The organism is Rhodococcus sp. KRD162 (genome assembly GCF_017168335.1).
GTDB lineage: Bacteria > Actinomycetota > Actinomycetes > Mycobacteriales > Mycobacteriaceae > Rhodococcoides.
Window position 1 is genome coordinate 796,058 of record NZ_JABFAU010000003.1, and the last position, 26,966, is coordinate 823,023.

The following is a 26,966-nucleotide window of genomic DNA, read 5'->3' on the forward strand; positions in this document are numbered from 1 at the left end:
TCGCGCGCACAAGCAGCCGCGGCTCGACACCCCGAACGGGACCGTGAGTTCCGAGTCGATCGACGCGACGTCGACCTTCGTAGGCATGACCGTGCCGTCGAAGGGTAAGTGAATGCGCGCAGCAATCACCGGCGGTTCTCAGACGCCCCCGTCCGGCACTGGCTTCGAAGACGGCTTCCCCCTGTCATCCGCGCAACGCGGTATGTGGTTCGCGCAGCAACTCGCCCCTGATGTGGCGGTCTGCATCGCCCAGTACGTGGATCTGCGCGGCAGCCTAGACATAGCGCTCCTGCAGCAAGCGTCGGCACAGGCCGGCCACGAGTTCCAATCCGCTTACCTGCGACTGGCCGAAATCGACGGCGAAGCGATTCAGCTGGTCGATCACTCCATCGACCAGTCCGTGCACTACCTGGACCTGCGCGGCGAAGACGATCCGATGACCGCGGCACTGCAGTGGATCGACCACAACTACGTGCAGCCGGTCGACATGGAAAACGACACGCTGACCGAGAGCTGGATCATTCAGGTCGAGGACGAGCGGAACCTCTGGTACAGCAAGATCCACCACGTCGCGCTCGACGGCTACGGTGCCATGACACTCGTCAACCGGACGGCGGAGCTCTACACGGCCGCCATCGAGCACACCGAACCCGCGCCCAACAAGGCAGCCGAACTGCGCCGACTGTACGAGCTCGATCAGGAATATCGTGCGTCGACGCGGTTCGAGGCGGACAAGAAGTACTGGGTCGACCGCGCCTCGGACATCGAAGATGGGGCATCTCTGTCGAACACGGACGGTCGCACGATCGCCGCCAGCAAGTTGCGCAGTATTGCTCTCCCCACGGACGTGGTCACCGCACTCGAAAGTTCGGACGCGACCAAGGGTGGCACTGCCGCCGCCGTTTTCATCGCCGCATTCGGCTGCTATCTGTCCCGCATGACCGGGCGAGAAGACGTACTGGTCAACATTCCGGTATCCGCTCGCACCACTGCGCTGCTCAGGCGGTCCGGCGGGATGCTCGTCAACGTCGCACCGATTCCGATTCATGTGTCCGAGGACGCCACCGTAGGCCAGCTGGTGCAGCAGGTACAGCTCGAGCTGATGGGTGCACTTCGGCACCAGCGCTTCAGTATCGAGGACATCAGGCGCGAGCTGTCGGCCTCGGGGAGCGACAAGCAACTCGCCGGCCCAATGGTCAACATGATGCTGTTCCACCAGCAGATCACACTGGGCTCGATCGTCGGTGAATTCAACATCGTGACCTCGGGACCGGTCGAGGACTTGCTGGTCAACGTCTACCAGAGTGGTTCTCCGGCAAGGACTTTCGTAGACTTCCGAGCAAACCCGAATCGCTACGACGACGACGATCTCACGGCCCATCACGCCAATTTCGTCGACATGGCCGAAGCCTTCATCGCAGCCGGGACGGACGTCGTAGTCGGCGACGTGCACCCGGACAGCGCGCGCGAAGGTGAGCGACGTCGCCGCGCTGCCGCTCAGCTCGCCTACTGGACCGATCGCCTGGCCGACTCTCCGGACCTACTCGATCTTCCCACCGACCGGCCGCGGCCCGCACGTATCGGTCACGTTCGTGCATCGCACGAGATCACCGTCGAATCCGCCTCCTGGGCTGCCCTGGAGCGGCTGGCGACCGACAGGGCCACCACTCGGTTCGTGGTGTTCGAATCCGTTCTGGCCGTACTACTTTCGCGACTGGCGACCACCGATGATGTGTCCATCGCTGTGCCTACCGGCACCGGAGGCACCGTCGTCCTGCGGACCAACCCCAACCCGCAGCAGTCGTTCTCCGACTTCATCGATGTGTCGACCGCGGAGTTCGACGCATCCCTGGCACACAGTGACGTGACGTTCGAAGAAGTTGTCACAGCGCTCGGCCTGGCCCGGTCCGAGTCCCACAGTCCGCTGGCTCAGGTTGCGCTCCGATTCGGTGCTGCCGAATTGCCGCGTGACGGAGTCGAAATGGACCTCGTCGTCACCGTCGACGAATCCGACACGATCTCTGTCGCTTTCGATTACGCCACGGAACTGTTCGACGCCTCCGGCATCGCTCAGTTCGGCCGCCGCATCGTGCGAGTTCTCGATGCATTCCTCGACGAGCCGGGTCTGCTGATCGGCGACGTGGACCTGCTGTCCACCGCAGAACGTGCGCGACTTGCTCCGGTTCGTGGTCCGCGGTCTGTTGCGGGTGTGGTGTTGCCGGAGTTGTTGGCTGGTGCGGTGGGTGTTGCCGGTGCTGGTGGTGTTGCGGTGGTTTCTGGTTCTCGGGTGCTTTCGTATGGTGAGTTGGATGCGGCGTCGTCGCGGTTGGCGCGGATGTTGATGTCGGGTGGTGTGGGTCCGGGGTCGTTTGTGGCGTTGGCGTTGCCGCGGTCGGTGGAGTCTGTGGTTGCGGTGTGGGCGGTGGCGAAGGCCGGTGGTGCGTTCTTGCCGGTGGATCCGAGTTATCCGGTGGATCGGATCGAGCACATGTTGGTCGATTCGGGTGCTGTGGTGGGTGTGACGTTGGGTGCGCATTCGGATGCGGTGTCGGGTGTCGGTGGGGTGTCGTGGGTGGTGCTCGATGATCCGGATGTTGTGGCGGATTTGGCTTTTCGGTCTTCTGCTCCGGTGTTGGATGCGGAGCGTTCGGGGGTGTTGCGTCTCGATGATGCGGCGTATCTGATTTATACGTCGGGGTCGACCGGTGTGCCCAAGGGTGTGGTGGTCACTCATCGTGGTGTGGGGAACTTGGCTGCTGAGGAGCGGGTGCGGTTCGGTGTGGGTCCGTCGTCTCGGGTGTTGGCGTTTGCGTCGCCGAGTTTCGATGCGTCGATTCTCGAGTTCGTGTTGGCGTTCTCGGGTGGGTCGACGATGGTGATTGCTCCGCCGTTGGTGTTCGGTGGGGTGGAGTTGGCGTCGTTGCTTGCTGCTGAGCGGGTGACGCATGCGTTCGTGACTCCTGCGGCGTTGGCGTCGGTGGATCCGGTGGGTTTGGAGTCGGTGGAGGTTGTTGCTACCGGTGGTGATGTGTGTGCGCCGGAGTTGGTGGCGAGGTGGGCTCCTGGTCGTCGGATGTTCAATGCGTACGGTCCGACGGAGGCGACGATTTTCTCGTCGATTTCGTCGGCGTTGGTGGTGGGGGAGTCGGTCGATATCGGTTCGCCGACGATCGGTTTCGCTGAGGTGGTGTTGGATGCGCGGTTGAATCCGGTGCCTGTGGGTGTGGTGGGTGAGTTGTATCTGGCGGGTCCGGCGTTGGCGCGTGGTTATCATGCGCGGTTGGGTTTGACGGCGGAGCGGTTCGTGGCCAATCCGTTCGGTGGTGCGGGTTCGCGGATGTATCGCACCGGTGATGTGGTGCGGTGGAATTCCTCGGGTGCGTTGGAGTATGTGGGGCGTAGCGACTTCCAGGTGAAGGTGCGTGGTTTCCGGATCGAGTTGGGTGAGATCGATTCGGTGTTGGCCGGTGTGTCGGGTGTCGATTTCGTGGTCACTGTCGGTCGTGACAATCAGGCCGGTTCGACGGTGTTGGTCTCGTATGTGTTGCCGGTTGCTGGTAGCAGTGTGGATGCGGCGGCGTTGCGTGAGCATGCCGGTTCGGTGTTGCCGGCGCACATGGTGCCCTCGGCAGTGGTGATGCTCGAGTCGATTCCGTTGACTCCTGCAGGCAAACTCGACCGACGCGCACTACCCGAACCTGAGCTCGGCTCACAGAGTACGTTCGAGGCTGCCCAGACGGAGTACGAGTACGCGGTCGCGGCAGTCTTCTGCGACGTTCTCGACGTCGAACGAGTCGGCGTCACCGACAGCTTCTTCGATCTCGGCGGAAACTCCCTCGTGGCAACACGTTTGGTAGCGCGGGTCAATTCTGCGCTCGGGACGGATCTGAAGGTCCTCGACCTGTTCGAGGCGTCGACGGTTCGCAGTCTTGCCGAACGCGCGGAGGCCAAGGGTGCGTCACTGCATCGCCGACCTGCACTCGTTCCCGTCGATCGGCCCGAGTCGATACCGCTGTCTCTCGCGCAGCAGCGGATGTGGTTCATCAACCAGTTCGACGTGTCCTCGCCCGCGTACAACATTCCGCTCACGGTGCGGCTGACAGGCAACCTCGACATCACTGCGATGTCCGAGGCGATCGGCGACGTACTGTCTCGGCACGAATCTCTTCGCACGGTGTTTCCGACGGTCGGCGACCTGCCGAACCAGGTCATCGCCCCGGCGGAAGACGTCACCGGTTCGATGCTCCCGCTCGAGGTGGTCGATGTCGACGCCGGCGCGGTGGAGGCGCTCGTCCGTACCTCTGCAACAACAGGATTCGATGTCACGTCGGATCTTCCCTTCCGCGCGGTCCTCTACCGCTGCGGTCCGGAGAACTTCGTGTTGTCCATCGTCGTGCACCACATTGCCGCCGACGGCGCGTCGATGGCCCCTCTCGCCCGCGACGTGATGGTCGCCTACGGTGCACGGGCACAGGGCTCGGCTCCGGTATGGGAACCGTTGGCGGTGCAGTACGCGGACTTCGCGCTGTGGCAGCACGCCGTTCTCGGCGACGAGAACGACTCCACGTCTGTGGCATCACGACAGATCGAGTTCTGGCAGTCGGCATTGGCAGACCTGCCCGACGTGTTGCCGCTGCCACTGGATCGGCCGCGGCCCACGCGTCAGTCGATGCGTGGCGGTGTTACACCGTTCACGATCCCCGGCGACGTCGCTACACGACTGTCTTCGGTTGCCGCCCAACATGAATCGACGCTGTTCATGGTCGTCCACTCCGCGCTGGCATTGCTGCTCGCGCGATTGAGCGGTACCCAGGACATCGCTATCGGCACCCCGACTGCGGGTCGCGGCGATGCGGCACTCGACGATCTCGTCGGTATGTTCGTCGGCACGCTCGTGCTGCGTACGCAGGTCGAGTCGCAGTCGACCTTCGGTGAGCTGTTGGCCGGCACCCGCAGCTCCGATCTCGCGGCCTTCGACAACACCGATATTCCCTTCGAGCGACTCGTCGACGTTCTCGATCCGGTGCGGTCGACCGATCATTCTCCGCTGTTCCAGGTCTTGCTCGAGTTCCAGAACAATGCTGCGGCCACACTGGAACTGCCCGATCTCACGGTCGAATTCGAAGAGATCAGCACCGGCACTGCAAAGTTCGACTTGCAGCTCCGCGTCGACCAGGAACCCGTCGACGAGTCCGGAGCACTGTCGGCGTCTTTCACCTACGCCACCGATCTGTTCGATCCCGACACCATCGACCGTTTCGTCGACCGTTTCCTCCGCATCGTCGACACCATCGGCACATCGACGGACATTCGCACGGGCGATATCGACATCCTCTCGGCCGCAGAACGCGAACTGATGCTGTTCGAGTGGAACGACACTGCACGCTTGATCGAACCCCCTGTGCACCAGCAGATCCCTGCCGGGGACATCGACATGACGCTCGCCGGTCTGTTCGACCGGCAGGTGCTGCGCAGTCCGTACTCCACCGCCTTGGTGTTCGAGGACGAACACGTCACCTATCTCGAACTGGACGAACGCGCCAATCAGCTCGCTCGTCACCTCATCTCCCTCGGCGTGGCACCGGAGTCCCACGTCGGCCTGGCAATCCGACGATCGATCGATCTGCTCGTCGGTATGTACGCCATCGTCAAGGCCGGTGGCGCGTATGTACCGATCGACCCGGACCATCCGGTCGAACGTTCGTCCTACGTGCTGTCCAGCGCTCAACCGGTATGCATTCTGACCACCAGCCGTGACTGGATCAACATTCCGGTCGCAACTCCGGTCCTTGCGGTGGATCTTCTCGACGTCTCCGATCGCGACCACTCCTCGGTCACCGACTCCGACCGGCTGGGAACCCTGCGAGAGTCGAACACCGCCTACGTGATCTACACGTCCGGTTCGACAGGTCGACCCAAGGGTGTTGCCGTCACCCATTCGGCCATCGTCAATCGTCTGCTGTGGATGCAGCACGAGTACCGCCTGGAACCAGCCGACACCGTTCTGCAGAAGACACCGGCTACCTTCGACGTATCGGTGTGGGAGTTCTTCTGGCCCCTCCAAGTCGGTGCCAAGCTCGTGGTCGCCGAACCCGAGGGACATCGCGATCCCACATATCTCTCGCGGATCATCGCGGAAGAGCACATCACCACGGCTCACTTCGTGCCGTCGATGCTCGCAGTGTTCGCGGCAGGAGCACGCGCAGCAGAATGTGGCTCGCTTCGGCTCGTGTTCTGCAGTGGCGAGGCGCTTCCCCCGGCTACGGCAGCTCAGTTCGCACAGTTCTCGCTGGCCGAACTGCATAATCTCTACGGTCCCACCGAGGCGGCCGTCGATGTCAGCTACTACCACGTGACCGGACGCGACCCGGTGACGATCCCCATCGGTGCACCGGTGTGGAACACCCGGTTGTACGTACTCGACGCCTCGCTGCGACTCGCACCGATCGGCGCTCCTGGCGAGCTGTACCTCGCAGGCGTCCAGCTCGCTCGCGGCTACGTCGGCCGTGGTGACCTCACCGCCGACCGCTTCGTCGCCGATCCGTTCGGCGAACCAGGCGAGCGGCTCTACCGCACAGGCGATCTGGTGCGCTGGCGCGCCGACGGTGAACTGGAGTACATCGGCCGCACCGACTTCCAGGTCAAACTGCGCGGTCTACGCATCGAGTTGCCCGAGATCGAAGCAGTTCTACTGCGGTCGGAATCGGTCGCCCAGGCGATCGCCTTGGTCCACAAAGACCCGAACACCGGTGAAACGCTGGTGGCCTACGTGGTGGGCACGCACGGCACTGCCGTCGACGCCACCGAGCTGACGGCCGAGGCCGCACGGCGCCTTCCGGCCTACATGGTGCCCTCGCACGTGGTCGTACTCGACTCACTGCCGGTCAACGCCAGTGGCAAACTCGACCGAAAAGCACTGCCCTCACCCGAATTCACCGTCGCTGCTTCCGAATTCGTCGGCCCCGAGAATCCGGTCGAAGAGATCGTGGCCGGGGTCTTCGGAGACCTACTCGGTATGTCCCAGGTGAGCGTCACGTCGAGCTTCTTCGAGATCGGCGGCAACTCGTTGATCGCGATGCGCTTGGTCGCGCGACTCAACGCAGCACTCGGAACCGACATCGGCATCAGGGATCTGTTCGACGCGCCTACCGTTCGCGCCCTGTCGGCCGGCATCGAGCTGGGCGAACACGACGACCAGGCAGCACCCCGGCTGGTTCCGCAGGAGCGGCCCGCGGTGGTACCGCTGTCGTTGGCTCAGCAGCGGATGTGGTTCATCAACCAGTACGACACCGCGTCGGCCGCGTACAACGTCGCCTTCGCCATGCGTTTGAGCGGTGCCCTCGACGTCGACGCAATGCACTCGGCCATCGGCGACGTGTTGACCCGGCACGAGTCGCTGCGCACTATGTTCCCCCTCTCCGACGGCGGACCGGTCCAATCGATACTCGATGTGGCATCGGCAACGCCGGATCTCACTCCGATCGACGCAGACGGAGATCGACACGTCGAGCAATTGATCGCCGACGTCGCGGGTTCGGGCTTCGACGTGGTCACGGGTGTTCCGTTGCGAGTGCGACTGATCAGGGAGCGCGAGAACGAGCACGTTCTCGTCATGGTGGTACATCACATCTCCTCCGACGGCTTCTCCAGCGCTCCACTGGCCCGCGATCTGATGGTCGCGTACAGCGCCCGCGCTGCCGGGCATGCGCCGAGTCAGGAACCGTTGCCGGTCCAGTACGCCGATTACGCGCTGTGGCAACGTCGGTATCTCGGTGCCGAATCCGATCCAGAGTCGGTGATGGCTCGGCAATCGGCCTACTGGGTCGACACACTGTCCGGTAGCCCCGAAGTGTTGCCCTTGCCGACCGATCGCCCCCGGCCCGCGGTGGCGTCTCTGCGCGGCGACACCGTCCCGTTCGAGATCGACGCCGGTGTCCATGCACGGCTCGCCGCCGTTGCTGCCGAGCACAATTCGAGCTCGTTCATGATCGTCCACGCCGCACTGGCCATCCTTCTGGCTCGGCTCTCGGGTACCGAGGACATCTCTGTCGGTACGCCGATCTCGGGCCGCGGAGACGCAGCACTGGACGAACTCGTCGGCATGTTCGTCAACACGCTCGTCCTGCGCACCCAGGTGTCAGGTTCGACTCGTTTCGCGGACCTGCTGTCGGAGGTTCGTTCGACGGACCTGGCCGCGTTCACACACGCTGACGTTCCGTTCGAGCGGGTCGTGGACGCAGTCGATCCTGCACGGTCGACAGCCCACGCGCCGCTGTTCCAGGTGATGCTCGAATTCCAGCAGACCGAGCGGCCGACGGTGACGTTGCCCGGCCTGTCCATCGAGGGCATCGAACTGCCCAACGACATCTCCAATTTCGATCTGCAGTTGACGGTCGCCGAAGAATTCGACGCATCCGGTGCACCGCTCGGTATCACCGCCGGTTTCCGTTACGCCACAGAACTCTTCGATGCCGACACCGTCGGCGTATTCGCAGAACGTCTCGTACGGATTCTCGACACCGTGACGGCAGATCCGTCCGTCGAGGTCGGCGACATCGACATCCTGTCGGCCGACGAGTACGACTCGCTTGCTCCGGTTCGTGGTCCGCGGTCTGTTGCGGGTGTGGTGTTGCCGGAGTTGTTGGCTGGTGCGGTGGGTGTTGCCGGTGCTGGTGGTGTTGCGGTGGTTTCTGGTTCTCGGGTGCTTTCGTATGGTGAGTTGGATGCGGCGTCGTCGCGGTTGGCGCGGATGTTGATGTCGGGTGGTGTGGGTCCGGGGTCGTTTGTGGCGTTGGCGTTGCCGCGGTCGGTGGAGTCTGTGGTTGCGGTGTGGGCGGTGGCGAAGGCCGGTGGTGCGTTCTTGCCGGTGGATCCGAGTTATCCGGTGGATCGGATCGAGCACATGTTGGTCGATTCGGGTGCTGTGGTGGGTGTGACGTTGGGTGCGCATTCGGATGCGGTGTCGGGTGTCGGTGGGGTGTCGTGGGTGGTGCTCGATGATCCGGATGTTGTGGCGGATTTGGCTTTTCGGTCTTCTGCTCCGGTGTTGGATGCGGAGCGTTCGGGGGTGTTGCGTCTCGATGATGCGGCGTATCTGATTTATACGTCGGGGTCGACCGGTGTGCCCAAGGGTGTGGTGGTCACTCATCGTGGTGTGGGGAACTTGGCTGCTGAGGAGCGGGTGCGGTTCGGTGTGGGTCCGTCGTCTCGGGTGTTGGCGTTTGCGTCGCCGAGTTTCGATGCGTCGATTCTCGAGTTCGTGTTGGCGTTCTCGGGTGGGTCGACGATGGTGATTGCTCCGCCGTTGGTGTTCGGTGGGGTGGAGTTGGCGTCGTTGCTTGCTGCTGAGCGGGTGACGCATGCGTTCGTGACTCCTGCGGCGTTGGCGTCGGTGGATCCGGTGGGTTTGGAGTCGGTGGAGGTTGTTGCTACCGGTGGTGATGTGTGTGCGCCGGAGTTGGTGGCGAGGTGGGCTCCTGGTCGTCGGATGTTCAATGCGTACGGTCCGACGGAGGCGACGATTTTCTCGTCGATTTCGTCGGCGTTGGTGGTGGGGGAGTCGGTCGATATCGGTTCGCCGACGATCGGTTTCGCTGAGGTGGTGTTGGATGCGCGGTTGAATCCGGTGCCTGTGGGTGTGGTGGGTGAGTTGTATCTGGCGGGTCCGGCGTTGGCGCGTGGTTATCATGCGCGGTTGGGTTTGACGGCGGAGCGGTTCGTGGCCAATCCGTTCGGTGGTGCGGGTTCGCGGATGTATCGCACCGGTGATGTGGTGCGGTGGAATTCCTCGGGTGCGTTGGAGTATGTGGGGCGTAGCGACTTCCAGGTGAAGGTGCGTGGTTTCCGGATCGAGTTGGGTGAGATCGATTCGGTGTTGGCCGGTGTGTCGGGTGTCGATTTCGTGGTCACTGTCGGTCGTGACAATCAGGCCGGTTCGACGGTGTTGGTCTCGTATGTGTTGCCGGTTGCTGGTAGCAGTGTGGATGCGGCGGCGTTGCGTGAGCATGCCGGTTCGGTGTTGCCGGCGCACATGGTGCCCTCGGCAGTGGTGATGCTCGAGTCGATTCCGTTGACTCCTGCAGGCAAACTCGACCGACGCGCACTACCCGAACCTGATTGGTCCGCACAGGTCAGTTCCAGCCGCGACGCAGACAATGCAATCGAGAAGACGCTGGCCGGGCTGTTCGCCGAGGTCCTCCGGCTCGACCGCGTCGGCGTCGACGATTCGTTCTTCGCGCTGGGCGGCGACAGCATCATGTCCATTCAGCTCGTCTCCCGCGCGAAAGCTGCCGGTTTGGCGCTGTCGCCACGAGATGTGTTCGAGCACAAGACTGTTGCCGCGCTCGCAGAAGTGGTTGCAGCAGGAGAGAGCACCGCTGCGCTCGTTCTCGAAGAGCTGCCAGGTGGCGGTGTCGGTGATGTCCCGCTCACGCCGATCGTGGCATGGATGCTCGATCGCACGGATGTGCTCGATCAGCACACACAAACCGCTGTGTTGACCCTCCCCGTCGATATCGAGCTCGAGGTCCTCGAAGCTACGGTCCAGACCGTCCTCGATCACCACGACATGCTGCGCGGGGTACTTCACCGTGGCGAGCTTCCCAGCATGGAGGTTCTTCCCGTCGGTTCGGTGACGGCACACTCGGTCGTACGCCGCGTTTCGTCGACAACCGTTCGGGGAGAGCAGTTCTCGGAGCAGGCCCGAGCCGAGGCTCAGGCCGCAGTGAGCCGTTTGGCACCCGATTCCGGCGTGATGATCCAGATGGTGTGGTTCGACGCGGGCTCCGAGGGAAGCCGACTACTGGTGGTAGCCCACCACCTGGTGATCGACGGTGTCTCCTGGCGAATTCTGGTACCGGACCTCGCGTCGGCCTGGGCCCAGATCAGCAACGGAAGCACTCCGGAACTGGCCCCCGTCGGTACCTCCATGCGCCGTTGGTCTCACGGGCTGCGTGAGGTCACCACAACCCGCGGTGACGAACTGCCGTTCTGGCGTGACGTGGTGTCGAAACCCGATCCGCTCATCGGATCTCGGGCACTCGACCGCGATATCGACGTCTATCGGACGGTGGACAAGGTCGAGCTTGCGCTGCCGACCGACGTCACCGAAGGACTGCTCACGGCCCTGCCCGACGCATTCCACGGCAGTGTCAACGACGGCCTGCTCGCCGCTCTCGCCCTGGCCACCGCGGTGTGGCGGCGCGATCGCGGGGTCGTCGTCGGTGATGCTCTGATCTCCCTCGAGGGCCACGGCCGAGAGGACCACGTCGTTCCTGGTGCCGATCTCAGCCGCACCATCGGGTGGTTCACCACGATCTACCCACTCAGGCTGACACTCGACGGCATCGACCTGGACGACGCTCTTGCAGGCGGCGACGATGCAGCACGGCTGATCAAATCGGTCAAAGAGCAGCTGTTGGCAGTTCCCGATCACGGCATCGGCTACGGCATGCTGCGCTACCTGGACGAGGACGGCGCCGCCGCTCTTCGGGGTTTCCCGGCTCCCCAGATCAGTTTCAACTACCTCGGGCGCTACAGCACCGACATTCCGGACGAGCTTCGCGGACACGGCTGGCTGCCGGTGGACGATTCCGGTGTCGGCGATTCGCAGGACGAGGATCTGCCGGTCGCTGCCGCACTCGACATCAACGCCGTCACGACTGCGACGCCGACGGGCCCCCGGTTGGAGGCGACCTTTGCATTCCCCAGCGGCGTGCTCGAGGCGGACGAGGTCAGTGAGCTCGCCGAGCTGTGGCGTCAGGCTCTCACCGCTCTGACCCGACTGGCGCAACGACCGGAGGCGGGTGGCTTCACCCCCTCCGACCTGGACCTGGTGCGCCTCGATCAGAGTTCGATCGACGATCTGGAACGGGTATACCCGGGGCTGGACGACATCTGGTCGATGACACCCCTGCAGGCCGGTCTGCTCTTCCACGCGGAGTTGTCCGATCAGTCTGTCGACGCCTACATCGTTCAGTTGGTCTTGGAACTGCGCGGCGAGGTGGACGAAGCGAGATTCCGGCGCTCCGCACAGGCGTTGTTGCGCCGACACGCCAACCTACGCACCGCGTTCGTACACAACAGCGACGGCGAGTCCATCCAGATCGTCCACCACGACGTCGACGTTCCGTGGTCCTCGATCGACCTGTCGAACCTCGACGACGACGCTCGGGCCGCAGAACTCGAGCGCATCGAACACGAGGACCGGGCCACCGGGTTCAACATGGCTCAGGCACCTCTGCTGCGCTTCATGCTGATAGCGGCGGCTCCGGGTCAGTGGCGTTTGGTGATGACCAACCACCACATCCTGCTCGACGGTTGGTCGACGCCACTGCTCCTCAAGGACCTGCTGACCCTCTACGTGGTGGACGGCGACGAAACCCTGCTCCCTCGTGTCCCCGCCTACCGCGACTACCTGGCCTGGTTGGCCAAGCGCGATCGCTCGTCGGCACGCGAGGCGTGGGTGAACGCCCTGAGCGGACTCACCGAGCCGACCCTGCTGACCCCGGTGGAAAGTCGGCGGCAGGAGTCGACGCTGGCCGGCCGCGCTCTGGTGTCCTTGGACGCCTCTCGAACGGACCGTCTGCGGGCCGTCGCTCGTGCCCGCGGAGTGACGATCAACTCGATGGTGCAGGCTGCGTGGGCGTTGGTCCTCGGCACCCTGACCGGCCGCTCCGACGTCGTGTTCGGTGCCACCGTGTCCGGACGACCGCCCGAGGTCTCCGACATCGAGTCGATGGTCGGGCTGTTCATCAACACCCTTCCCGTCCGGATCGTGCTCGACCCGGTCGAGACAATCGGCGAATACCTCGACCGCGTGCAGTCCGAGCAAGCCGCGCTGCTCGATCACCATTACCTCGGTCTCACCGACATCCAGCGCGCGGTGGGGCCCGCCGTGGCGTTCGACACTCTGACCGTGTTCGAGTCGTACCCGATGGACCGCGCGGGATTGTCGGCCGAGACGGACCTCGCAGGCATGCGGGTGCACGACGTGCGCGATGGCAGCGATACCGCACAGTATCCGCTGACTCTTGTCGCCATGGTCGACGACCGGCTGCACATCGAGGCGAAGTATCTTCCGGAACTGTTCGAGCACACGGTCGTTCGAGCGACGGTCGACAGAATCGTCCGTGTACTCGACGCAATCGCCACCGACACGGATCGACGTGTCGGATCGCTCTCGCTCCTGTCCGAGGACGAATTGGGTCGATTGGCCCCGGTTCGCGGCCCGGCCGCACCGCATGCTCGGCTGCTGCCCGATATCTTCACCGACGCAGCAGCGTCGAACATCGGTGGAACTGCACTGTGGAGCGAGGTCGGCAGCGTCGATTACGCCGAGCTCGATGCACGGTCGTCCGCTCTTGCGCGCGCCCTGATCACTCGTGGTGCCGGCCCAGAAACAGTCGTTGCGCTGGCCCTGCCGCGCTCGATCGAATCCGTACTCGGTATCTGGGCGGTCGCCAAGACCGGAGCGGCGTTCCTGCCGATCGATCCGAGTTACCCGCGCGATCGCGTCGAGCACATGCTCGTCGACTCGCACGCGCACATCGGCCTGACAGTGTCCGAACACCTGGCCGCTGTCGAGGATCTCGGCTCCGCCCGATGGACCGTCCTCGACGACGACGAGACGAACACAGAGCTTGCCGCGTACTCGACCGCAGCGGTCCACAACGAGGACCGCATCCGTCCGGTGCACCTCGATCAGGTCGCGTACCTGATCTACACCTCGGGTTCGACCGGGGTACCCAAGGGTGTCAGCGTCACCCATCGCGGGCTGGCAAACCTTGCCGAGGAGGAGCGCACCCGTTTCTCGGTGACCGAGGATGCACAAGTACTCGCGTTCGCATCGCCGAGCTTCGATGCGTCCATCCTGGAACTGATCATGGTGTTCTCCGGCGCTGCGACGATGGTCATCGCACCGACCTCGGTCTACGGTGGCACCGAACTGTCTGCGTTGCTCTCCGAACAACACGTGACTCATGCATTCGTCACACCCGCCGCGCTGGCTTCGGTCGATCCGGAAGGCCTGACCGAGCTGCGCGTCGTCGCCACCGGTGGCGACGTGTGTCCGCCCGAGCTGGTGGCCCGCTGGGCGCCGGGCCGTAGCATGTTCAATGCCTACGGTCCCACCGAAGCGACCATCTTCTCGTCCATCAGCGATCAGCTGAACGTCGACTCGCCGATCGATATCGGTTCGCCGACAATCGGTTTCAGCGAAGTGGTCCTCGATGCACGGCTTCATCCGGTCCCGACCGGAGTTGCAGGCGAGCTGTATCTCGCCGGGCCTGCTCTGGCGCGTGGATACCATCGCCGATTCGGTCTCACGGCAGAGCGATTCCTCGCAGATCCTTTCGGCGAGCCGGGTGCACGGATGTACCGCACCGGAGATGTGGTGCGGTGGACCGAAGCGGGCACGCTCGAGTACGTCGGCCGCAGCGATTTCCAGGTCAAGGTGCGTGGCTTCCGTATCGAACTGGGCGAGATCGATTCGGTCCTCACCGACGATCCCTCGGTCGAGTTCGCCACCACGATCGGTGTCGACGGCCCCACGGGCAACACGATTCTGGTCGCCTACGTTCTACCGCGGCCCGGTCGTCGGATCGATACCGCGGCTTTGCGTACGCATGTCTCGAATTCTCTTCCCACCCACATGATCCCGACTACATTCGTCGCGCTGGAGTCGATTCCGCTGACGCCGGCAGGCAAGTTGGACCGTACCGCGCTGCCTGCGCCCGATCTCCATCTCGGAAGCGATTCGCGTGCGCCGCGCAACGAGACCGAGCAGACCATCGCCGACATCTTCGGTGAGGTCCTCGGAATCGACGGAGTCGGGATCGATACGAGCTTCTTCGACCTCGGCGGCGACTCTCTCAGCGCCACCAGACTCACCGCCCGAGTCAACTCGGCACTCGACACCACGATCAGCGTGCGTGCTCTGTTCGAGGCGCCGACCGTCGAGTCGCTTGCCATTCGCATCCACAGCGCCACAGTCGGTGCCGGTCGCCGTCCCGCTTTGATCGCACAGGCGCGACCGGACTCGATTCCGTTGTCGCTGGCGCAGCAACGAATGTGGTTCATCAACCAATTCGATGTGGCGTCTGCGGCTTACAACATTCCGCTCGCGATCCGCCTGACGGGACGCCTCGATATCGCCGCGATGAGTGCGGCTGTCGGCGACGTCTCGAGGCGACACGAGTCGTTGCGCACGATCTTCCCCACCCGCGACGACAAGCCCGAACAGCAGATCCTCGACTTCGAGCAGGCGAACTCCGATCTCGCCGTGGTCGACCTGGATCCTGCCGACGTCGTCTCGGCCATCTCGGCTGCTGCTGCAACGGGCTTCGACGTCTCGACCGAGCTACCGTTCCGTGCGGTCCTGTACCGGCTGGCACCGGACGAGTTCGTGCTCTCGATCGTGGTGCACCACATCGCCGCCGACGGAGCCTCCATGGCACCGCTGGCGCGAGATGTGATGGTGGCCTACGGTTCCCGCGCGGCTGCTACCGAGCCGGTGTGGTCGCCACTGGAGATTCAGTACGCCGACTTCGCGGTGTGGCAACGGCAGGTGCTGGGCGACGAGTCCGATCCGGCCTCGCTGGCTGCGCAGCAGTTGAACTTCTGGAAAACCACGCTTGCAGACCTGCCCGAGGTACTCCCGCTGCCGCTGGACCATGCACGTCCGGCTCGTCAGTCACTGCGGGGCAACAGTGTGCGGTTCGAGATCGATCGCACGGTACATGCAGCGCTGATCGACATCGCCCGCACCAACGAAGCCACTGTCTTCATGGCGGTGCACGCGGCGTGGTCGATCTTGATGGCCCGTCTCAGTGGCACCGAGGACATCGCGATCGGCACGCCGATCGCCGGACGAGGCGAGGCGGCGCTCGACGACCTCGTCGGCATGTTCGTCGGAACGCTGGTGCTGCGCACCGAAGTGGCACCGAAGCTCTCGTTCGTCGAGTTGCTTCGGTCGACGCGCGCAGCCGATCTTGCCGCGTTCGACAACACCGACGTTCCGTTCGAGCGGCTGGTCGACGTTCTCGACCCGGCCCGCTCGACCGACCATTCACCGCTGTTCCAGGTCTTGCTCGAATTCCAGAACAACACGGCCGCGACGCTCGAACTGCCCGACCTGACCGTCGAAGCCGTCGATATCGACGCGCACGTGGCCAAGTTCGATCTGCAGCTGACCGTTGCGGAACAGTTCGACGAGTCCGGAACGCCGTCCGGCATGACGGCCGCGATCACGTACGCGGTGGATTTGTTCGAGGAATCCTCGGTGCAGGAGTTCTCCGCGCGCTTCAGCTCGGTGTTGGCCTCGGTGGCGGCCGATCCCAACCGTGCCGTCGGAGACATCGACCTGCTGCTCGACGGTGAACTCGACGCAATGGCGCACGAGTGGAACCATGCAGGCCGTGCGGCGACCGACGCCACTCTGGCAGACAGGTTCGCCTCCGCTGCAGCACAATTCCCGCAATCGCGTGCAGTCGTCTTCGGCGATCGCTCGATGACCTATTCCGAATTGGACGAACGGTCGAGCCGACTCGCACGGGTCCTGGTGGGCCGAGGGGTGACGTCGGAATCGCTCGTGGCGGTAGCAATGCCGCGCAACGAAGAGCTGATCGTCGCTCTGCTCGCGGTGATCAAGTCCGGTGGCGGTTATCTGCCGGTCGACGTCTCGTACCCAGCCGACCGGCTGGCGTTCATGCTCGAGGACGCCGCACCTGTCTGCGTGATCTCCACCGTCGCCGACAGCTCAGCGGTGCCTGCCACTGACGTCGACCTGCTGTTGGTCGATTCGCCGGAGTTGATCGACGAACTCGGCCGCGTCTCCGGCGCACCAGTGACCGATGCCGATCGGGTCGGGCGAACCAGCGCGGATTCGATCGCGTACGTCATCTACACCTCGGGTAGTACCGGCCGCCCCAAGGGCGTGCAGATCGCGCACCGCAATGTGGCCACCCTGTTCGCCAACACTGCCGGTCTGTTCGATTTCGACGATCGTGACGTCTGGACGATGTTCCACTCCTACGCCTTCGACTTCTCAGTCTGGGAGTTGTGGGGCCCACTGCTGCACGGCGGCACTCTCGTCGTCGTCGACTACTACACCGCACGTTCTCCGGAGCTGTTCCGCGAGTTGGTCATTCGTGAAAAGGTCACGGTACTCAACCAGACGCCGACGGCCTTCTACCAGTTCGCGGAGGCCGACAGGGCCGCGACCGCGGCCGCCGGATCCTCGGACGACGCCACAGAACTATCGCTGCGCTACGTGATCTTCGGCGGCGAGGCGCTCGATCTCGGGCAGTTGGGACGTTGGTACTCCCGGCACGACGAATCCGCGCCCACCCTGGTCAACATGTACGGCATCACCGAGACGACGGTCCACGTGAGCCATTTGGCTCTGACGGAAGCGTTCGCGGCCTCGGCGTCGGCCAGCGTCATCGGTCAGGCCATCCCGGCGTTGAGCGTCGCTGTCCTCGACACCCGTCTCAATCCTGTGCCGCCGGGTGTCACGGGTGAAATGTACGTCTCCGGGGCACAGCTGTCTCGGGGCTACCTCGGCCGCGCAGGGCTGTCTGCCACCCGTTTCGTGGCAGATCCGTCCGGTGCGCCTGGTGCACGGATGTACCGCACCGGAGACACCGCCCGATGGAACCGGGACGGCGCACTCGAGTACCTGGGTCGCAGCGATATGCAGGTCCAGTTGCACGGATTCCGCATCGAACTCGGCGAGATCGAAAGCGCCCTGCTTGCCTTCGACGGCGTCGCGGCCGCCGTGGTCTCGGTGCGTGACGACGGCTTCGGCGATCGACTGGTCGGCTACGTCGTTGCCGAAGCCGGACGGACTATCGATCACTCCGCCGTTCTCGACTTCGTCGGCACCACACTGACCTCCTACATGGTGCCCGCAGCCCTGATCGTGCTGGACGAGTTGCCGCTCACCGCCAACGGAAAGCTCGACAGGCGCGCATTGCCCGCTCCGGACTTCTCCGCCAACGTGACCGAAAGTCGTTTGCCGGCAACCGAAGTCGAATCCATACTCGCTGGACTGTTCGCAGATGTCCTCGGCCTCGACACGGTCGGCGTCGACGACTCGTTCTTCGCTCTCGGCGGCGACAGCATCATGTCAATCCAGCTGGTCTCGCGAGCCAAGGCAGCAGGCCTCGTGCTGGCGCCGCGCGACATCTTCGAGCGCAAGACCGTGGCGGCGTTGGCCGAAGTCGCTGTTCTCGGTGGCGACGCGGTGGTGCTCGAGGAGCTCGAGGGCGGGGGAGTAGGACCGCTCCCGCTGACTCCGGTCGTTCATTGGATGTTGGACCGCAGCAAGAACTTCGGTCGCTACACCCAGACGGCATTGCTTCAGCTTCCCGTCGATATCGATCGAGACACGCTCGAGCGCACCGTTCAGGCCGTACTCGATCGCCACGACATGCTTCGGTCGTCACTGTTCGTCGACGCAGACGGAATCTGGCACGAGGAAGTATCTCCGGCCGGCACCGTGTCCGCTGCATCCGTCATCCATGCGGTACCGGTGGAGACGGTCGACGGTCCCGAGTTCTCGTCGTGCGCGGCAACAGAACTCGACGCCGCTGCAGACCGACTGGTTCCCGCCGACGGCGTCATGATCCAGATGGTGTGGTTCCAAGGCCCGAACGGGTCCGGCCGACTACTCGTCGTCGCGCATCACCTCGTCATCGACGGTGTGTCCTGGCGAATCATCGTTCCGGATCTGGCGACGGCATGGAGCCAGATTGTTGCAGGCGACACGCCTGCGCTGGCACCGATCGGTACATCGATGCGGCGGTGGTCGACCGGATTGACCGACGTCACCGCGCGCCGCTCGGCGGAACTGGGGCTGTGGCAGCGGATTCTCGACGGTGTGGATCCGACCATCGGATCGCGTCCACTGGACAAGCACGTCGACGTCGACGCAACGGTGCAACGCATCAAGGTGTCGCTCCCGGTCGAGGTGACCGAGCGTCTACTCACCACTGTCCCCGAGGTGTTCCGTGGCAGCGTCAACGACGGACTGCTGGCCGGACTGGCTCTGGCTCTGACCGCGTGGCGTCGCGAACGCGGCGACGAGGTGCGTACAGCGTTGATCACGTTGGAAGGCCATGGGCGTGAGGACGCAGTGGTGCCAGGAGCGGATCTGGGCAGGACCGTCGGCTGGTTCACCACGATCTTCCCGGTGCGCCTCGATCTCGGCTCAGTGGACATCGCCGACGCGTTGGCTGGTGGCGATTCCGCCGGCGCACTGATCAAGGCCGTCAAGGAGCAGATGCTCGAAATCCCGGATCACGGAATCGGATACGGCATGCTGCGGTACCTCGACTCCGCGGGCAGCGAGGCTCTGTCCGGTTACGCCGCACCACAGGTGAGCTTCAACTATCTCGGACGCTTCTCGACCGGATCGACCGAAGGCATGGCCGATGTCGGCTGGATTCCTGTAGCGGACGCAGAACTGGGCGACGCACAGAACCCGGACATGCCCGTACCTGCTGCGTTGGACATCAATGCCGTCACGACGTCGACACCGGACGGACCGCAGTTGGACGCCACGTTCGCGTTCCCCTCGGGCGTTCTCACGGCCGAGGACGTCGATCGGTTGATCGAACTGTGGACCCGGGCCTTGACCTCGATAACCGAGCACTCCTCGTCCGAGGACGCGGGTGGATTCACCCCGTCCGATCTGGATCTGGTCGACATCGATCAGCGCTCCATCGAGGTGCTCGAGAAGCGATTCCCGGATCTCGACGACGTGTGGTCGATGTCGCCGCTGCAGGCAGGCTTGTTGTTCCACGCGCGCCTCGCGGGTGAAGTCGGCAGCGACAGCGCGGGAATCGACGCCTACATGGTTCAACTGGGCCTCGAGCTGCGCGGCGTCGTCGATCCGGCACGCATGCACGCCGCCGTCGACAAGCTCGTCGCGCGTCACCCGAATCTGCGAGCGGCCTTCGTACACAACAGCACCGGAGAATCTCTGCAGATCGTGCAGGGCTCGGTCACCGTGCCGTGGGCCGAGGTAGATCTACGCGGCGAGGCCGATGTCGAGTCGGCATTGCAGGGTGTCCTCGAGGCCGATCGCAGCGTGCGGTTCGACATGGACTGCGCCCCGCTGCTGCGGTTCACGCTGATCACCCTCGCCGACGATCATTGGCGGCTGCTGCTGACCAACCACCACATCCTGTTGGACGGATGGTCGACGCCGCTGGTGGTGAAGGAACTCATCACGCTGTACGTGACCGAGGCCGACGACTCGATGCTGCCGCGGGTTCCCGCCTACCGGGATTACCTGACCTGGATGCGGCAACGCGACGTCGCGATCTCCACCTCGCAGTGGGTCAGCGCGATGGCCGGTGTCGAGGAGCCGACGCTGCTGGTCACCGGTGACCGGGGTCGACAGTTGTCCACGGTCTCACTCGAAACCGAGCGCTCGCTGTCGATCGAAACCACTGCAGCCTTGCGTGATTTCGCGTCTCGTCGCGGGTCGACTCTGAACACGCTCGTTCAGACCGCATGGGGCGTCGTACTCGCGACACTCACCGGCAGAGACGATGTCGTGTTCGGTGCCACCGTGTCCGGCCGTCCGCCGGAGGTCCCCGGCATCGAGGCGATGATCGGCCTGTTCATCAACACGTTGCCTGTTCGGATCACTCTCGATCCGAACGAGACCTTGGGCGCTCTCGTCGACCGTGTGCAGGGGGAGCAGGCCGCACTGCTCGATCACCACTACCTCGGCCTGACCGACATCCAGCGTGCGGCCGGTGCCGGCGTTGCATTCGACACATTGACCGTCTTCGAGTCGTATCCGGTCGATCGCGCCGGAGCCTCGGCTGCCACTGATTTCGCGGGCATGCAGGTGACGGACATTCTCGGAACGGATGCCGCGCACTACCCGTTCACCCTGGTCTCGTCCGTCGACGAGCGCCTCAACCTCAAGGCCAAGTACCTGCCCGAACTGTTCGGGATCGAGGAAGTCGACGCCATCGTGGACCGAGTCGAGCGAGTACTGACGGCATTGCTGGCGGACGAACAACGGCCCTTGGCTCGAGTCGGACTGCTCGCAGACGCCGAACTTGCAGCTCTGGCACCGGTACGGGGCATCGAAGGCAGATCGACGCGGCTGCTTCCGGAGATATTCTCCGATGCCGCGGCCATCGACCCGGACGCCATCGCGTTGCGCAGTGTCGACGGTGAACTGACCTATCGGGAGCTGGATCGACGGTCGAACCGGCTCGCCAGGATTCTGCTGAGCCACGGCGTGCGCACCGAGACCTTCGTTGCGCTCGGTATCGCCCGGTCCATCGAGTCGGTACTGACGGTGTGGGCGGTCGCGAAGTCCGGTGCCGCCTTCGTCCCGGTCGATCCGAACTACCCGGCCGATCGCATCGAGCACATGCTGGCGGACTCGGGCGCTGGTTTCGGTGTCACCACCCGAGCCCACCTCGACGAACTGCCGTCCACCGTGCCGTGGATCGTTCTGGACGATCTCGCCACGGACGGTGCCAACGCCGTCGACGACGGTCCGATCTCCGCAGGCGAACGCCACGGTCGCGTCACCGAAGGCAGTGCCGCGTACACGATCTACACCTCCGGTTCGACCGGAGTTCCGAAGGGGGTCGTGGTCACTCATTCCGGCCTCGACAACTTCGCGACCGAACAGCGCGAGCGCTACGGGGTCACGAAGGATTCCCGGACGCTGCACGTGTCGTCGCCGAGCTTCGATGCGTCGGTGCTCGAGTACCTGCTGGCGTTCGGTGTCGGTGCCACGATGGTGATCGTGCCGCCATCGATCTACGGCGGCGAGGAACTCGCATCGCTGCTGGCATCGGAAGCCGTCACGCACGGATTCATCACCCCGTCTGCACTGGCGTCGGTCGACCCGAACGGTCTCGAGACGTTCGCCGATGTCGTCGTCGGCGGCGAGGCCGTTCCCACCGAGTTGGTCGGCAGGTGGGCACCCGGCCGCAACCTGTTCAACGGTTACGGGCCGACCGAAGCGACGATCATGTCCAACATCAGTGCACCGATGGTTGCCGGCGAGCCGGTGTCCATCGGCGGACCGGTGCGCGGCGTGTACGAGGTGGTTCTGGATTCGCGATTGCAGCCCGTTCCTGTCGGAGTGGCAGGAGAGCTGTATCTCGCGGGCGTCGGACTGGCGCGCGGTTACCACGATCGGATGGGCCTGACGGCCGAGCGATTCGTCGCAGATCCGTTCGGTACGCCCGGCGCGCGGATGTACCGAACCGGGGATGTCGTCCGGTGGACGCCGGACCTGACCATCGAATACGTCGGTCGGAGTGACTCCCAGGTCAAGGTGCGCGGATTCCGCATCGAACTCGGCGAGATCGACGCAGCCCTCTCGGCGCATCCAGTGGTCGACTTCGCGGCGACCTTCGGCACTCCTGGCCCGACCGGGGCGACGGTTCTCGTGTCGTACATCCGCCTCACCGGGGACAATCCGGCAGACACCTTCGACACCGCGGTTCTGCGCGATCATCTCGCTGCAGCATTGCCGTCCCACATGGTGCCCAGCGCCATCGTGGTACTCGAGTCGATTCCGTTGACTCCCGTGGGCAAGCTCGATCGGGCCGCACTGCCGGTACCCGAGTTCGGGTCGGCCACCTCCTCACGCGAACCGAGTAGCCCGGCCGAACTCACCGTCGCTGCCGTGTTCGCGGAAATCCTGGAGGTCGATCGAGTCGGGGCCGACGACAGCTTCTTCGAGCTCGGCGGCGACTCGCTCAGCGCAACCCGGGTGATCGCTCGGGTCAACGCAGAATTCGACACCGCCATCGGTGTTCGCACGATCTTCGAGACGCCCACGGTGTCGGGACTGGCGACTGTGGTCGGCAGCGCGGACACTCGAACGCGACGTCCGGCGTTGGTCGCCGCTGTGCGTCCGGACCACATTCCGCTCTCGCTCGCTCAGCAACGTATGTGGTTCATCAACCAGTTCGATACCTCTTCGGCCGCGTACAACGTGCCATTGGTCGTCAAACTGACCGGGAAGCTGGACACGGCGGCATTGGCCGCTGCAGTGGTCGATGTTCTCGAACGCCACGAGTCGCTGCGCACGACGTTCCCCGACGGACCCGAGTTCCCGGAGCAACGTGTCCATCCGGCGGCAGATGTCGCCCCAGCGGTCGAACCCGAACAGATCGACTCCGGGGTGCTCACCGACCGCGTGGCACTGCTGGCCGGGCGTGGGTTCGACGTGACCGCCGAGATCCCGGTACATGTCGAGCTGTTCCAGGTGCTCGGCACCGGCGACGACTCGGCGGACGAGCCGGTCTTCGTGCTCGCCATGGTGGTGCACCACATCGCGGCCGACGGTGCCTCGATGGCGCCGCTGGCGCGCGATGTCGTTCTCGCATACTCCGCTCGTAGCGCAGGCCACGCTCCGGATTGGGCGCCGCTGCCGGTTCAGTACGCCGATTACACGATCTGGCAGCGTGAATTGCTCGGAGACGAACAGGACTCGTCGAGTGTGGCGGCGGCGCAGCTCGAGCATTGGTCCACAGCTCTCGCCGGTCTGCCCGACGTATTGCCGCTGCCGACCGACCGACCGCGACCGACCACCCAGGATTTCCGCGGTGGCCGTGTTCGCTTCGATGTCGATGCCGAGATCCATCGGAACCTCGTCGAGATCACGCGTGAACAGAACGTCAGTATGTTCATGGTTCTGCACGCGGCGTTCGCGGTGGTGCTGGCTCGGTTGAGCGGTACCGACGACATCGCGATCACCACTCCGGTCGCCGGACGCGGGGACGCTGCTTTGGACGACCTCGTCGGAATGTTCGTCAACACGCTCGTGCTGCGGAGCCGAGTCGACGAGTTCGCGACGTTCGAGGATCTACTGTCCCAGGTCAAGGCCCACGATCTCGAAGCGTTCGACCACACCGAGATGCCGTTCGAGAGAATCGTCGAGGTCCTCAACCCGACTCGCTCGACGGCTTACGCCCCGCTGTCTCAGGTGGCGCTGTCGTTCCAGAACAACGAGAAGGCCTCGGTCGAGCTACCGGGCCTACGCGTGGAAGGCTTCGATTTCGACGTTCCCGTCGCCAAGCAGGACCTTCAACTGCTGCTGTCCGAAAAGTTCGACGACGGCGGTCGTCCGAGCGGCTTGGAAGCGGCATTCGATTACGCCACGTCTCTGTTCGATGCAGCCAGTGTCGAGGCGATCGCGTCGAGACTGATCCGCGTCCTGGCCGCCGTGGGTCGCGACCGCCGCGCGGTGGTCGGCGACATCGACATCCTGGACAGCGATGAGCGGCGGGCGTTGTCACCGGCGCGCGGGACCCCAGATGTCGCGGTTCGTACGTGGCCGGAGCTCCTGGCAGAGTCGGTCGGTCTCGACCCGTTCGCGGTCGCCGTCACCTACCGCGGCGTGAGTTTGTCCTACGCCGATCTCGACAGCTGGTCCAACCGCATCGCTCGGATGCTCATCGACTACGGCGTCGGGCCCGAGACTTTCGTTGCGTTGGCCCTACCTCGTTCGATCGAGTCGGTGTTGTCGGTATGGGCGGTGGCCAAGACCGGTGCCGCGTATCTGCCGGTCGATCCGAACTACCCGGCGGATCGCATCGCGCACATGCTCGAAGATTCCCACGCCGCCATGGGGCTGACCGATATCGACAGCAAGGATGCGCTACCTGACACGGTTCCGTGGCTGGTTCTGGACGATCCGGAAATTTCTGCCGAGTTGGCTCGGTATCCGGCCGCGGCCGTGACCGACGCGGAGCGCACGGCCACCCTCCACATCGACCATCCGGCGTACCTGATCTACACCTCGGGTTCGACCGGGCGGCCGAAGGGTGTCGCGGTGCGTCATCGCGGCCTGGCCAACCTCCAGGCCGAGGTCATCGAGCGGTTCCGTCCCACCAGGGATTCACGAGTTTCACACATCGCGTCACCGAGTTTCGACGCGTCGATCTACGAACTGACCATGGCGTTCGGAGTCGGTGCCACGGTCGTGATCGTGCCGCCCGGTGTCTTCGGCGGAGGCGAGCTGGCCGATCTCCTCGAAGCCGAACATGTCACGCACGCGTTCCTGACGCCTGCGGCGCTGTCTTCGATCGACGAGACGCGGCTCGGTACCGTCCGCGTATTGGCCGTCGGTGGTGAAGCGTGCACTCCGGAGCTGGTGGCCAGGTGGGCACCGGGACGCAAGATGTTCAACGGCTACGGCCCGACGGAGACCACGATCCAGGCCAGCGTCGGTGGACCGCTCGTACCGGGTGGCACGGTCGACGTCGGCCGCCCTGCAATCGGATTCCGATACATGGTTCTCGATTCGCGGCTCCGGCCGGTTGCACCGGGGGTACCGGGCGAGCTCTACATTGCCGGTCCCGGTACCGCGCGCGGCTATCTCGATCGGTTCGCTCTGACCTCCGAACGTTTCGTCGCCGATCCCTTCGGTACACCGGGGGATCGGATGTACCGGACGGGCGATGTCGTGCGGTGGGGCCGTGGCGGTGACGTCGAGTTCGTCGGACGCAGCGACTTCCAGGTGAAGGTACGCGGTTTCCGAATCGAACTCGGTGAGATCGATTCGGCCCTGACCGAGCAGGATCAGGTGGGATTCGCCGCGACGATCGGACACACTGCGGCGTCCGGCGACACTGTGCTCGTCTCGTATGTCCTCGCGGCAGACGGCGAGACGATCGACCCCGAGGCACTACGCGACCGAGTTGCGAAAATGCTTCCACGCCATATGGTTCCGTCGTCGATCGTCGAACTCGACGATATTCCGCTGACTCCTGTGGGCAAGCTCGACCGTCGGGCACTTCCGGTACCGGAGCTGACGGTGTCGACAACTCCGTACCGGGCACCGAGCACCGACGTGGAGGCCGCAATCGCCGATGCGTTCGCCCACGTTCTCGGGGTCGACCGAGTCGGTATGGACGACAACTTCTTCGAGCTCGGCGGCACGTCCTTGGTTGCGACCAAGATCGTGCCCGCCATCGAAGATGCCATCGGAGTTCGAGTGCCACTGCAAGCGTTGTTCGTCGACCCGACACCGGCGGGGTTGGCCGCGAGGGTCGCGTCCGACGCCGGCGCTTCCGGTGCAGACCTCGATTCGGTGTTCGGCGTGGTGATTCCACTACGCAGTACAGGGTCGAAGGCACCGATCTTCTGTGTCCACCCCGGGATCGGACTCTCGTGGGGATACGCCGGTATCGTCTCGAAATTGACCGACGATCGCCCGGTTTACGGCCTTCAGCTGCCGAGCATCGTCGAAGGGTCGACCTTCGGCTCGATACGCGACCTCGCACATCGGTACGCCGATGAAATTCGCGCCGTCCAACCGGTGGGTCCGTACCATCTCCTCGGATGGTCGCTCGGCGGCTCGCTGGCCCATGCGATCGCCGTGGAATTGCGTAGCACCGGCAGCGAGGTTCGTACCCTGGCTCTACTGGACAGCTACGTCGACGGCCACGACGACACACCCGAGGGTGCGTTGAGCGTCGAGAACCTACTCGCAGGTTTGGGGCTGGACCTGACTTCTCAGTCGCCGGCCGAGCCGCTGACGTACGAGCGGGGCGTCGAACTGCTCGACGAGTCGTTGGGTCAGACGACCGGCGTCACTGCCGATCACCTGCGAAGGATCAATGCGGGATTCGAGAACTCGACCCGGATCATGGCCGAGTTCGTTCCGGATGTCTTCGACGGCGACGTCTTGTTCTTTTCTGCAACGAAGGGCGCGAGCGACGGAATTGTCAGATCTCCACAGGAATGGCGACCGTACGTGACAGGGGATATCGTCATCCACGACGTCGAGGTTTTCCACAACGAGATGACAAATGCCGATGCGGCCGATGTGATCGGGCCGGTCGTCAATTTCCATCTGGGTAATACACCTGAATAACGTTTGGCGTGTTCGTCACTTCGAAGAGCACTCTTGCGAATACCATCGGCGTTCGGTACCAAAGCGATCGAATGCGAATTACTACTACCAG

The 26,966-nt window shown here is 64.2% G+C and carries 1 protein-coding gene; it reads left to right on the forward strand.

The genetic code is table 11. The annotated features are described in order from the left end of the window. Positions 1-112: 112 nt before the first annotated feature. A complete protein-coding gene (locus J1M87_RS06195; protein ID WP_206488624.1) occupies positions 113-26,875 on the forward strand; it encodes a non-ribosomal peptide synthase/polyketide synthase in 26,763 nt (8,920 codons plus the stop codon). Positions 26,876-26,966 lie beyond the last annotated feature (91 nt).